Source organism: Pseudomonas sp. F01002 (genome assembly GCF_004402115.1).
Taxonomy (GTDB): Bacteria; Pseudomonadota; Gammaproteobacteria; order Pseudomonadales; family Pseudomonadaceae; genus Aquipseudomonas; species Aquipseudomonas frigoris.
Map to the genome: position 1 here is coordinate 76,839 of NZ_SOPU01000081.1, position 12,893 is coordinate 89,731.

The 12,893-nt window shown below is 60.3% G+C and carries 10 protein-coding genes and 1 pseudogene; 8 read left to right on the forward strand and 3 right to left on the reverse strand.

From position 1 onward, the window contains the following. Positions 1–6 precede the first annotated feature (6 nt). From E3W21_RS30490 to E3W21_RS30520, 8 genes are all read left to right on the forward strand, one after another. Complete coding sequence (locus E3W21_RS30490; protein WP_134423439.1) at positions 7–3,225, forward strand: transporter substrate-binding domain-containing protein; 3,219 nt, start codon at positions 7–9, stop codon at positions 3,223–3,225. Between the two features lie 392 nt (positions 3,226–3,617). Next, complete coding sequence (gene sbnA, locus E3W21_RS32190) at positions 3,618–4,592, forward strand: 2,3-diaminopropionate biosynthesis protein SbnA (RefSeq protein ID WP_305955720.1); 975 nt, start codon at positions 3,618–3,620, stop codon at positions 4,590–4,592. A gap of 6 nt (positions 4,593–4,598) precedes the next feature. After that, positions 4,599–5,627, forward strand: coding sequence for a 2,3-diaminopropionate biosynthesis protein SbnB (sbnB, locus tag E3W21_RS32195; RefSeq protein WP_305955721.1), 1,029 nt, complete (start codon positions 4,599–4,601; stop codon positions 5,625–5,627). Continuing rightward, on the forward strand, positions 5,621–7,402 hold the full coding sequence (locus E3W21_RS30500; protein ID WP_134423441.1) for an FAD/NAD(P)-binding protein: 1,782 nt from the start codon (positions 5,621–5,623) through the stop codon (positions 7,400–7,402). Before sbnB ends, E3W21_RS30500 begins: the two co-directional genes overlap by 7 nt. 66 nt (positions 7,403–7,468) lie before the next feature. After that, entirely contained in the window at positions 7,469–8,008 is a 540-nt protein-coding gene (locus E3W21_RS30505) for a glutathione S-transferase N-terminal domain-containing protein (protein WP_218570190.1), read from the forward strand. A gap of 17 nt (positions 8,009–8,025) precedes the next feature. Continuing rightward, positions 8,026–9,450, forward strand: a complete 1,425-nt coding sequence (locus E3W21_RS30510) for an L-lactate permease (protein WP_134423443.1) — start codon at positions 8,026–8,028, stop codon at positions 9,448–9,450. A gap of 27 nt (positions 9,451–9,477) precedes the next feature. Continuing rightward, positions 9,478–10,956, forward strand: a complete 1,479-nt coding sequence (locus tag E3W21_RS30515) for a PLP-dependent aminotransferase family protein (RefSeq protein ID WP_134423445.1) — start codon at positions 9,478–9,480, stop codon at positions 10,954–10,956. A 13-nt stretch (positions 10,957–10,969) separates the two neighbouring features. Further along, on the forward strand, positions 10,970–11,257 hold the full coding sequence (locus tag E3W21_RS30520; protein ID WP_256661702.1) for a hypothetical protein: 288 nt from the start codon (positions 10,970–10,972) through the stop codon (positions 11,255–11,257). 14 nt (positions 11,258–11,271) lie between these two features. Here the strand turns inward: E3W21_RS30520 and E3W21_RS30525 are convergent, their stop codons facing one another. The 3 genes and pseudogenes from E3W21_RS30525 to E3W21_RS30535 all read right to left on the reverse strand — a co-directional run bounded on the left by E3W21_RS30525 (position 11,272) and on the right by E3W21_RS30535 (position 12,833). Continuing rightward, entirely contained in the window at positions 11,272–11,556 is a 285-nt protein-coding gene (locus E3W21_RS30525) for a YceK/YidQ family lipoprotein (RefSeq protein ID WP_256661703.1), read from the reverse strand. 257 nt (positions 11,557–11,813) lie between these two features. Then, positions 11,814–11,900, reverse strand: a pseudogene (locus E3W21_RS32100) (PaaI family thioesterase); the annotation flags it as partial. A 24-nt stretch (positions 11,901–11,924) separates the two neighbouring features. Beyond that, positions 11,925–12,833: a LysR substrate-binding domain-containing protein gene (locus E3W21_RS30535; RefSeq protein ID WP_134423449.1), complete on the reverse strand. Its 909-nt coding sequence runs from the start codon at positions 12,831–12,833 to the stop codon at positions 11,925–11,927. Positions 12,834–12,893: the final 60 nt, after the last annotated feature.

The window sequence follows — 12,893 nt, forward strand, 5'->3', positions numbered from 1 at the left end:
CCGGTCATGCGCGATTGTTTGTGGGCTCTGTTGCTGTTCTGTGTACTGGGAGCACCGGTGACGGCGGCCGATGAACCAAAGCTTTTGCATGTGCTGGGGCGTTCCGCGGTGGAGGGTTATCAGGTCCAGCTGGATGAAAAAGACTGGCAGTGGTTGCGTGGCAAACGAGTCTTGCGCCTCGGGGTGTCGGGGCCGGACTACCCGCCGTTCGAGATCACGCGAAACGTTGATGAGCTGGAAGGCATCACCGCAGACTATGCCGCACTGTTGGGGCAACTGCTGCACGTAAAAATCGACGTGCTTCGTTATCGCACGCGCGAGGCGGCCATGGATGCGCTCAAACGCGATGATCTGGACCTGCTCGGTACGTCCAACAACTTCGAGGCGGCTGACCCCGAGCTGACCCGATCCAGCGCCTATGCCGAAGATCAGCCGATGCTGGTTACCCGCGTGGACGACTGGATGCCCGTCGACCTCGCTGGCAAACGCATCGCCATGGTCGATGACTATCTGCAGGCGCAGACTGTCGAAGCCTTCTATCCCGATGCGAGCTTGCAACGCTACCCCTCGGCACTCGACGCGATCGGGGCGGTGGCGTTCGGGCAGGATGATGTGTACCTCGGGGACTTCATCAGCGCCAATTACCTCATCAATAACAACTACCTCAGTAACGTACGCCTGGTTGGGCCTTCCGGCCTGGACGCCAATCCGTTCGGCTTTGCCTTGAGCCGGGGCAACCCACGTCTGAAGAGCATTGTCGATAAGACGCTGGCGGCGATTCCCATGGATCAGCGCACGGCCATCGAGCAGCGCTGGAGTGCCGGAAGAGCCAACATGGCGGGTCAAGAGCGAGTTCGTTTGAGCGCCAGTGAACAACGTTGGCTGGATCAACATCCGACGGTGCAAGTAGGTGCCGTCGAGAGCTTTGCGCCGCTGACTTTTTACGATGCACAGGGACAACTCAGCGGGTTGACCGCGCAATTGCTGACGCTGATCAGCCAGCGCAGCGGCTTGACCTTCAAGGTGCAGCGGGGTAACTCCCTCGATCAGCAGATCCAGCAACTCAAGGACGGCAAGATCGACGTGTTGCCGGTGGTCACGCCCGGTATCGAACGCGAAGTCGATCTGCGTTTCACTCGGGCCTACTTGAACAATCCGTTTGTACTGGTCAGTGCGACCACCCCGGGAAGCCCCAGGACCCTGGATGATATGGCCGGTAAACGCCTGGCGATTTATCGCGGTCATCCGTTGCTCGGGTTCATCCGCGCTCGGGCGCCCAATGTACGTCTGGTCGAAGTGCAGAGTCCGGCGCAGGGTATGGAATGGGTGATCAAGGGCCAGGCCGACGGGGTAGTCAGCTCATTGATCGTGGCTCGGTATCTGATCACCCGGCAATACCGCGAGCGTCTGCGGATCAGCAGCACCGTGGGTGATGAGCCGGCGCGTATCGCTCTGGCCACCAGCCATGGTGCGCTGGAGTTGCACTCGATTCTGAACAAGGCACTGCTGAGCATTTCGCCCCGGGAGATGGATGAGCTGTTAGCCCGCTGGAGCAATGATGTGGTGGTCGATGACAGCTACTGGCTGCGTCATCGCCTAGGCATTCTCCAGGCGTTTGCCGCTGCGGGCGCCTTGCTGTTGCTCGCACTGGCCTGGATTGCCTGGCAGCGTCGGCAGATCACTCAACGCCAACAACTGCTCGGGCAATTGCAGGATGCCAAGAACGCCGCCGACGATGCCAACCGCGCAAAAACCACCTTTCTGGCGACCATGAGTCATGAAATCCGCACACCGATGAATGCCCTGATCGGCATGCTCGAACTGGCGCTGAAGCGAGCGGAAGAGGGCTTCACTGATCGCTCCGCCATCGAAGTGGCATCCAATGCCGCGCAGCAATTGCTGGCGTTGATCGGCGACATTCTGGACATCGCCCGCATCGAGTCCGGGCATTTGTCGCTGACCCCTGAGCGGGCCAATCTACGCACGCTGGTGGAGTCGGTGTGCCGGGTTTTCGAAGGCCTGGCACGGCAGAAGAACTTGCAGTGGCGGGTCGAATTGGCCGAACACAGCGATCGTGACGTGTTAGTCGACCCCACGCGCTTCAAGCAGGTGCTGTCCAATCTGCTGAGCAACGCGATCAAGTTCACCCGTGAAGGTGAGGTGAGTCTGACACTGCGAGTAGAGCCCGGTGTGTCGGGGCATCTGGCAGTCAGTGTGCGTATTGAGGACAGCGGCATCGGTGTCAGTGTGGTCGATCAGCAACGACTGTTCAGCCCGTTCGTGCAGGCCGGTAACAGCCAGCAGTCAGGCCACAATGGCTCCGGTCTGGGACTGGTGATCAGCCGCACTCTGTGCGAGATGATGGGCGGCCGATTGCAGCTCGACAGCGTCCTCGGACTGGGTACGCAGGTCGACATCAGCTTTGATCTGATTGCGTTGAAACCGTTGACCGCCAGCGAGTGGGCCGATACCGGATTGCAGGTGGCCACTCGGCTGCTGACGATTCTGGTGGTCGACGATTACCCGGCCAATCGATTGTTGCTCTCACGGCAGCTGAGCTACCTGGGGCATCAGGTGCTGGAGGTTGAGGATGGCGAGCGTGGTCTTGCGAAGTGGCGCGAGCATGAGCTCGATTTGGTCATCACCGATTGCAACATGCCGGTGGTCAATGGTTATGAATTGGCGGGTGCGATACGCGATGAAGAGCGCGCTAATGGCTTGCCACCCACGCTGATTCTTGGGTTTAGCGCCAATGCGCAGCCGGAGGAAAAGATCCGTTGCCTTGAAGCGGGCATGGACGACTGTCTGTTCAAACCGATCCGGCTTGCAGATTTGAGTGCCTGGCTGGCGTCCCGATTTGTGAATGAGCCGCCAGCGCCGGTTGAAGAGCAAGCAACGTCCGAGATCGACTTGACCGGCCTGGAGCTCTACGTCGGCGAAGACCGGACGCTGATCAATCAGTTGTTGCGCGAACTGACCGAGACCAATCGCTACGATCGCGATGATCTGCTTGCAGCGCACGTCAATGGCAATCGTCACCGGCTGCAAGACCTGGCGCACCGCATCAAAGGCGGTGCGCGGATGGTTCGTGCAAAACGTTTGATCGAGTGCTGCGAACATCTGGAACGTGCCTGCGCCGAAGGGCGCGCGACGTTGATCGACGAGGCCGTCGATCAATTGCAACACGCCATGGCACGCCTGGATCAGAGCCTCAAGAGAGACTGACGTTTAATCCCAGTGGGGCGCGATGCCTTTGGGAATGGACACGAGTATCCCCGGCTGCACCGGGGGATACACCCCAACCTCAGCTGTACTGGAAAAAACCCGAAATCTGTATCTCTCCACGCGTAGGAAAATTCGCCAGTATTTCTACAAGCCTTGGCGAGCCGATGAATGGCTCTACTTTGCGCCCCGCAACACGCTCGACGCTTACAGTCGGCAGAGCGTAATACCTGATTTTTTGAATAGATCGGCGTCCACCGCAAGGTCACTTCCTGTCCAGCTAAAAAATCTGAAAACAAACCCAACAGGCGAACTGCTTTTACTGCTTTTCAAACATTCCAGGATGAATGCTGGCGCCCCCGTGCGCCCGGCATAAGAGACGAAACGGACGACGTATGATCAAGCAACTTATCAATGGAGATAGTTATGTGCAGATTGGGGATCTTTGCAGCGCAACGATCCAACTGAAAATCGAAGGACTGAATCCTGCCGGATCAATAAAACTCAAAACCGCCCACGCCCTCGTTACGGATCTGGAAAACCAGGGCCGGATTACCCATAAAACTCGGCTGGTCGAATTTTCGTCGGGGAATCTGGGGGTCGCGCTGGCCATGGTCTGCGCCGCCAAGGGTTACAAGTTTGTCTGTGTGATCGACCCCAATATTTCTGCGCCGAACAGAAAGCTCATGCAGGCACTGGGTGCCGAGATGATCATGGTTGATCAGCGTGACGAGAACGGCGGCTACCTTAATTCGCGCATTCGTTTGATCGAGCAAATGGTCGCGCAAAACCCGGACTACATCTGGCTCAATCAATACAAGAATCCGACCAACCCCTTCGCCCACTATCAAGCGACGTCCAGGTCCATTGCCCATAAGTTTCCACACGTGGATTACTTGTTTGTCGGCGCTGGTACGACCGGCACGCTGATGGGCTGCAAGAACTACCTCGCCGAACATCATCCGCACACCAAAGTCATCGCCGTCGATACCGTCGGCTCGGTCACGTTTGGTCTACCGGGGGGTACGCGCCATATTCCGGGGCTCGGCACCAGCCGCCTGCCGGAGATATTCGAGCCGTCCGGTATTCACGACTTCCTGTCGATTCCCGAGGAACAGACGATCAAGGTCTGCCGCTGGCTGGCGCAACGCTACGGTCTGCTCTTCGGCGGCTCCACCGGCACTGTCCTCGCGGGTATCCAGCAATGGGCGCCGAACATTCGTCCCGACGATGTCGTTGTGGCGATCTCCCCGGACATGGGTGAGCGCTCCCTCGAAACCATCTATTCCGACGACTGGGTTTCCCAGCGCATCGGCGCAGCAGCGCTGCATCCACTTTTCCCAGAAATCGCTCTGGCACTTTCGGCGTAATTCCCAATGACCACTCAGACTTCGATTCAACCGTTCCACGTCATTCCCGGCGCAGTCGTCAAGGACATACTCAACGGACTTCGTCAGGAAGCCATCGAGATCGTCGCGCAGACTTACCTGACCCATGAACGCGGCGAAACCGTTAACCCCGACAGTTACTTCCTGCGTTTTCCGGCGGAACCGGCGAACCGGATCATTGCCTTGCCGGCGGCGATCGTCGACAGCGAGGGCGATCAATCGGTCTCCGGGATCAAGTGGATTGCCAGTTATCCCGATAACATCAAGTCGGGCATTCCGCGCGCGTCGGCGGTGCTGATCCTCAACGAACCGGACACTGGCTATCCCTATGCCCTTCTGGAAGGCGCGCTGATCAGCGCGGTGCGCACGGCGGCGTCGGCGGTGCTCGGCGCCTGGTGGCTCAATGGCCAAAGCAGCGCGCCAAGGCTGTCGATCATTGGTGGCGGGGTGATTTCCCGTAACATCCTTGAGACGTTCATCGCCGACGATTGGTCTTTCGACAGTGTCGGCATTCATGACCTCAACCTCGAATCCGCTCAAGCGCTGGCCACATTCGGCGAACAACTCGGCCTGCCGGATGTGCGGCTGTTGTCGCTTGCAGACGCACTGACCGCCGACATCGTGGTGTTCGCCACCAGTGCCGGCGAGCCCTACGTCCAAGGCAGCGGGACATTCCGCCCGGGGCAGATCGTGCTGAACATCTCGCTGCGTGATATCGGCGCAGAAATCATCGAGGAAAGTTACAACTACTTCGACGACGTCACCCATTGCCTGAAAGCCAATACCTCGCCGCACCTGGCCGAGCAGAAGTATGGTCATCGCAAGTTCGTCACCGGCACCGTGGCGCAGCTGATTCGCGGCGATCTGCAAGTCGCCACGGACAAACCGCTGATCTATTCGCCGTTCGGCATGGGCATTCTCGATCTGGCGATTGGCCGAATGATCCACGACATCGCGGTCAAGGACGGTTCGGCTGTCGCCATTCCATCCTTCTTCGGGGAGGAGCGCAGATGGTGAAGGCGCCTCTGCACATCGGCCTGGTCGGCTGCGGATCGCGCGGGCTGTCGATTTTCGAACGCCTGTTGAGCCTTGCTGAAGAGCGCCCGGAGCAACCCGTCGTCATCGACATTTTCGATCCCAATGTGCTCGGTAGCGGCGCGCATTGGCCGGACCAACCGGACTACCTACTGCTCAACACCGTTGCCGGCCAGCTCGGGGTATTCCCCGATGCGGCAGCATTCGGGAACCTTGCGGATGCGCGGGAACGATCGGGGCCGGATTTCCTGACGTGGTGTCGCGCGCAGCGGCTCAAAGTCGATCCGGACAGCGGCTTGCTCGCCGCCAATGGACGCGATGTCGAGCCGCAGGACTTCCTGCCGCGTCATTTGCTTGGTGCTTACCTGGCTGACGCCTTTGCGCAATTCTTCGCCACGGCCCCTCAGTGGGTGAGCGTGAATCTGCATCAACAAGCCGTCACGGCTGTCGAGCGCAACGAGGATCATCAGTACCTTCTGAAAAGCGCTTCAGGGGCTGCGGTGACGGTGGATCAGCTGATCCTGACGGTCGGCCACACCGGTCGCCTGCAAACTGCTGATCACAAACGCGTCGAGAACATCTATCCGCTGCCTCGCAGCCTCGATGCCATTGAGCCCGGCGAAACCGTGCTGATCGAAGGTCTGGGACTGGGCGCGATGGACACCTTGGCGGCGCTCACCTCTGGACGGGGCGGACACTACAAGCGGATGGCCGACGCCAGTCACGCCTATGAACCGTCAGGTCGCGAGCCGGTGATCTTTATTCAGTCGCGGGACGGGCTGCCGTTTCGAACCCGTCCCAATGGCCTGATAGAAAATCCCCGCCACCAAGCCGTGCTGCTGACGAGTGCGCGCATCGAAGCCTTGCGCGCGAATGCACAAAACCGACAACTGGATTTCGAGCAGGACATCCTGCCGCTCATGCTGCTGGAGATGCGGGCTGCAGCCGTCGCCGTCCTGCACGGACAATCAGGGCCGGAGCAGGTGCTGGCACAACTCAGGGCCGTCAGTGTTGCGGGCAGTCCCGGGGTTGTCGCTTGCGAAGCGTTGCTGCGCGATTACGAAGCTACCTGCGGCTCGATCAATCCGCAGGCGCTGATCTGGCACGCACTGCCCGACGACGTGACGCCTTACAACTATCACGCCTGGATCTACGACACGATCGAAGCTGACCTGTACGAATCGCGGCTTGGGCGTGGGGAATCGGCGATCAAAGCGGCCATCGAGGTCTGGCGCGATCTGCGTGACCGACTGCGCGAAGCCGTGGATTTCGACGGGCTGACCGACGCCTCGCATCGCCAGTTCTACGGCCGTTGGCACAAGGCGATCAACCGCCTCGTCGCCGGCCCGCAGAAAGAGCGCCACGCCGACCTGCTCGCCCTGTGTGACGCGGGCCTGCTGACGTTCCTCAAGCCCGGCTCACGACCTGCGATAGACAACTTCCGGCGTGTTGCCGGCTATGTCCAGGGCAGTGGCGTGACCAACAGCGACTGCGCGCCGGTGCGCGATCTCGCGCGACTGGGCCTGATCCGTCCGAGGAGCAACGAGCCGGGCATCGACGGCATCGATGTCGATGCGGCGTGTCATCCCAAGTCGATTTCGGGCGAACCGGTACGCAACATCTGGGTACTCGGCCCGCTCGCCGAAGGCTCTTGCTACTACAACCACTACGTCACCTCGGCGGGTGCGCCCTCGCGTCTGTTCATGGACGCCCATCGCGCGGCCACTGCAATCCTCCAGGCAGGTACTCCAGCATGAAAACTTTCTACCAGACGCATTCGCCCTACGCCCGCAAAGTACTGGTGCTGGCTCACGAACTCGGGATTGCTTCGAACCTGGAAGTCATCCACCACGAGACCAGCCCGACCTAATGAGGTCATCTACAAGGCCAACCCGTTGGGCAAAGTACCGGTGCTGATGCTGCCCGACGACACGGCGCTGTTCGACTCCATCGTGATTTGTGAATACCTCGACGACCTGAGCGACGGGCCGAAACTCATCCCGGCAAGCGGCCCCGAGCGCTATAAGGCGCTGCGCCTTCAGGCCTTGGCGCAGGGCATGTGCGATGTCGGCATCAAGCTGCGCTGGGAAGTCGAGCGTCGCCCGGAGGCCTTGCGCTATCCGGCCTACGCCGACGGTCAAGCCTTCAAACTCAAAGAGGCTTACCGCTTCATCGAAGAACACGTCGACCTCAATGGCCCGATCACCATCGGCCACATTGCCCTGGCGACTGCGCTCGACTGGATTGCCTTTCGCCAACTATCGGACTTTTCCGCTCAAGCACGCCTGACCGAGTGGTATCAGACTTTTTGTGGGCGCGCGTCCATGCGGGCGACCGAGTACAGCGGGCAGACTCACGATTAAGTTAAGGAAAACTGTGTATGAGCTCTCTCTTGTTGCAAATGTCGCCGATCGCTCTGGTGATCGCATTGATCCTGATCGTCCGCCGGCCACCGGTACAAGCCGCGCTGGCGGGTGTGGTGCTGGTGCTCGTGCTGTGGGCATTGGGCGCGGCCGGGCCTGTGTCCACGACGATCACCGCGGCGATCTTTCAGGACACCACGATCCTGTTTCTCAGCACCGCGTGCGTGATCGTACCGGGGCTGGCCTTCGTCATCCTGGTCGAGCGCGGTGGTGCGCCGCAGGCCATCGGCGCCTGGGTCAAGGAGCTCGGCTGGACGCCACCGGCACAAGTCATCTTCATCGTGCTGGGCCTGGCGCCGCTGCTGGAAGCGATGACCGGTTTCGGCGTCTCGCTGATCGCTACCGTGCCCTTGCTCATGGGCCTGTTCACGCGTCAGTCGGGGATGAAAATTGCCCTGGCCGGCATGGTCATCATGCCGTGGGGCACCTTGGGTCTGGCCACGGTGATCGGCGCGTTGCTAGCGCACTTGCCGGCGGAAACCCTTGGCAGCCATTCGGCGCTGATCAGTGCGCCGGTGTTCCTCTGCCTGGCCGCCATCGCCATGTGGCAGGGCGGCATCCGCACCGTCTCGCCGTGGCTCGGGCTGATTGTGGTGACGGCGCTGTTCGTCGCCGTGCTGTTTTCCATCAACCTGTGGATCGGCCCGGAAGTCTCCGGTGTGCTGGCCGGTCTTGCCGTGGCCTGCGTAGGTCTGGGCATCTCGTACGCGCAACGCAAGAAACTGGTGCGTTGGCCGAGCGCGGCATGGCCTTATCTGGCCTTGCTGGGGGTGATCGTGGCGTCGCGCGGGTTGTTTGTCATGTCGGGCTGGGATGCGCTGTGGATCGTCAAGGGCGAGCACGTTTCGTGGAAGCCATTGGCATCCCCGGGCCTGGCGCTGCTGATTGTTACCCTGCTGATGGCGATCAAACAAAGCGCCCCAGCGGGTTTCCCATGGCGCGCGCTGTTCAATCGGGCGAAGTTTCCGGTCACGACGATTTTCCTGTTCCTGCTGCTTTCTCAGGTGATGGTCAACGCCGGTTTCCTCGTCGAGGCACAGCGCACACTGCAATCGTTGTCGGGGATTTCCCTGGCGCCGACGATCGCCTTGCTGGCGGGTATCGCCGGTTACGTCACCGGTTCCAACGTCGGCGGCAACACCCTCGTCATGCCGTCCATCGCCGCGCTGACCAGCGAACACGGGGCGTGGCTGGCCGCGATGGTCAACAGTGCCGCAGGGCATGGTGCACTGGGGTCGCTGTCGATTCTGTCGCTGATCACCGGGCTGGCGGGCGCCAATCGGCATGAAGAAAACAACCTGATTCGATTCGCCTTCGGACTGGTCGCCCTCAACATCGTCATAGTTGCTGCAACGGGAGTCGTTTTGCTCTACTTTCTCTGAATTGTTTCGAGAAATAACAGAGAACTTATGGACAGGTTTGATTTACCGGACAAACGCTGGCGGATAGTCAAGGACTGGATTATTCGTCAGATCGAAAGTGGTGATTGGGCAGCCGAAACAAAACTGCCCTCGATCCGCACCCTGGCGCGAATGTTTGAAACCAGCATCACTACCGTTCAGCGCGCCTTGGCTGATCTGGAAGCCGATGCCTATGTGTCGACCGTCCCTCGTGTCGGCTATTTCGTCTCGGCCTCCGGGCAGGCCAAACCCGCCAGCGGGTTTGATTTCTCCAGTGTCACGGTCAACATCAATCATGCGGTGGTCGCGATGCTCTCCCAAGCGGCCTCGCGGACCACCGCGTCGTTGAACTCGGCCGTCCTGCACAGCGACCTCACACCGAATGTGCTCCTCAACAAATGCCTTTCAGTGCTGGCCGGCAAGGCTGACAACTCGCTGACCGGACTGGTCGCGCCGCCGGGCCTGCCGGCGTTGCGACGGCGCATCGCCGGGCTGATGCTGACTCGCGGCGTGGTCTGTGGGCCGGACGATATCCTCGTGACCTCGGGTGACACCATTGCCCTGGAACTGGCCCTCGAAGCCGTCGCGCCAAGAGGCGCTACGGTCGCCATCGAAACGCCGACCTATTACGGCATCTTGCAGACCATCGAACGCTTGGGCATGCGCGCCCTGCCGATCCGCACTCACAGCAAACTGGGCCTGGACGTCGATCACCTCGAAGAAGCGTTGAAACTGAAAAAGGTCGCGGTGATCTTTCTCAACCCAACCCTGCAGAATCCCCGTGGTTTCATCATGCCCGATGAAACGCGCGCACGACTTTCACACATCGCGCGCGAAGCGGACGTGCCGATTATCGAGGACGACATTTTCTTCGACCTGGTGCCGGAAACAGAGCGCCCGCGCGCCATCAAGAGCTACGACACCAGCGGGCAGACGATTTACTGTTCGTCATTCTCCAAAACCATCGCACCCGGTTATCGCGTCGGTTGGTGCCTGGCCGGCAAGTACCGCAATGCCATTCTTGCGCAAATGTTTTCGCGCAACCTGGCGGTTTCCAGCCTTGCGCAAAATGTTCTCAACGAATTTATCGGGCGCGGCTACATGGAAGAACACTGCGCCAGGCTCAGGTCGCAACTGTCATCGCTGGCGAGCTTTGTCGAAGCGCTGGTGCGCACAGATTTCCCTTCGGGAACCGTGTACGTGCCACCGCGCGGAGGCTTCATCCACTGGATCGAAATGCCTGGGCACACCGACATGCCCGCACTGCAACAGTTGGCAACCGAACGCGGATGCCACGTGGCCGGCAGCGGGATCTTTTTCGCCGATGGCCATGCAACCACAGGCGTGCGCATCTGCCTTGGCACAGCGCTGACCCCTGGCGTGATCGAGATTCTGAAGGTGATTGCCGAGTGTGCGCACCTCGCCGGGCGACCGTCGAATGTGCGACAACCACTGATTGAGCAACAGGAAGAACCGGCGCTCTCCTGAACGCCAAAGCCGCGTGACGTTTTGGCTGACCGTGCTGGTTGGCGTGCTGATTGCCTTCGCCATCGGTGCCTCGATCTACAGGCTGATCGACAGCTGGATCAGCGGCTCCATCACCACCAACAACCGCGGCCCGCGCGACACCTATACGCTGGCCTTGCAACCACGACGGTTCTGGGTCGAGTTCGTGTCGCAATGCATAGGAACCGTGTTTATTTTGCTTATTGGCGTGTTCGGGGTGTGGGTTTATCGCAAAGTGCAGGACCCCGCGCAGAAACCGAAGGCCAAACGCCCTCGACGATAAACGGAGGGCCGACTTCAGAGGGTGTTGACGTAGTCGACTGGCAGCAGAACGGTGTCGAGTGCGGCGTCTACCGGCAGGGACACGACGGTGATCAGCGGACAGACAATCATGATGTAACAGATGATCGCCGCGGGTTTGCTTTCCTTTCCTGTCACGCCGAGGAGCTGCAAACCGCCGTCGACGCCTTTGTAATAATCCACGTCCGACATGCCATTGCTGACGCGCCCGATCATGGTTCCACAACCGGCCATCATGACGACAAGGCCCGCCAGACAGCCAACACGCAAAATCCCTTTCAAACCCGCACTTCCTTTGCCACTCACTATGAGGCGTGGGATTGTACCCGCGCCATCCCATGAGAAAAACCGCTGGATCGGCAAAGCAATGTTTACCGCAAGTCATGAATCGGGGTGGCAGAAGGCTTTGTGGTGTTTGATCTGGCGCCTTCGTCGGAACGCCGCCCGGAGCAAGCTCGCTCCCACAGGGGATCTGTGGTGTACGCAAATCCAATGTGGGAGCGAGGTTGCTCGCGAAGGCCGCGACTCGGTTTAAAGCCTTACCCCCGCGCCTCAAGAATCATGCAGGTGGTCGACCCCGTCGCGTACAACCGCCCATCCACGTCATAAATCCGCCCCTCGGCCAGCTGCTATGGAGTGTGTACGGGCTTCTAAGCAATATCGCTGTGGCTGAATTCCTCGCCCAGAAAGTCGATCAATGTACGCACCGACGGCAGCAGCCCACGGCGTGACGGGAAGATCGCATGCACGATCCCGCATTTGGGTGCCCAGCCCGGCACCAGTTCCACCAGTCGGCCCGCGGCAATGTCATCGCGCACCACCACGCTGGGCAGGTGAGCGATGCCGATCCCGGCCACCACGGCGTGACGCAACGCCAACAGGTCATCGGTGACCATTCGTGGCGCATGCCGAATCACCGCGCTGGCGCCGTCCGCCCCAAACAATTCCCACTGATATTCACGCTGCGCCGCGCCCCAATGCAGGCTTGGCAAACCGCTGAGGTCGGCCGGGGAGGCCGGTGATGACAGACTCGGCACAAAGGCCGGGCTGCCCACCAGGCACTGGGTGCTGTTGCCCAGCACCTTCATCACCATGTCGGTATTTTCCAGCGGCGGAAAGCGCACCCGCAGGGCGATGTCGAACCCCTCGTGGATCAAGTCGACCCGGCGGTTGGTGCTCTCGATGAACAACTCCACCAAGGGGTACTTGAGCATGTAGCGGGTCAGCATTGGCCCGACCCAGGAGTTGAGCAGCGCAGTCGGGCAACTGATGCGCACCAGGCCCTGGGGTTCGGAGCGGTTGCGTTCGATCAGTTCGGCAGCGCTTTCTGCTTCCACGCGCATCGCCAGGCAGCGCTGGTAATAGGCCTGACCGATTTCCGTCAGTGAACAATGCCGGCTGGTGCGGTGCAGCAGGCGTACGCCGAGGCGCTGTTCGAGCTCGGCAATGCGTCGGCTCAGCTTCGACTTGGGCATGTCCAGCGCACGGCCGGCCGGGGCGAAACCGTGGTGCTCCACCACTTGGGTGAAGTAGTAGAGGGTGTTGAGGTCTTCCACCATCGTTCTCCATATAGAACGCTAAGGCTGATTTTTGCAGTCTAGTGCATCAAAGGGTTCAGT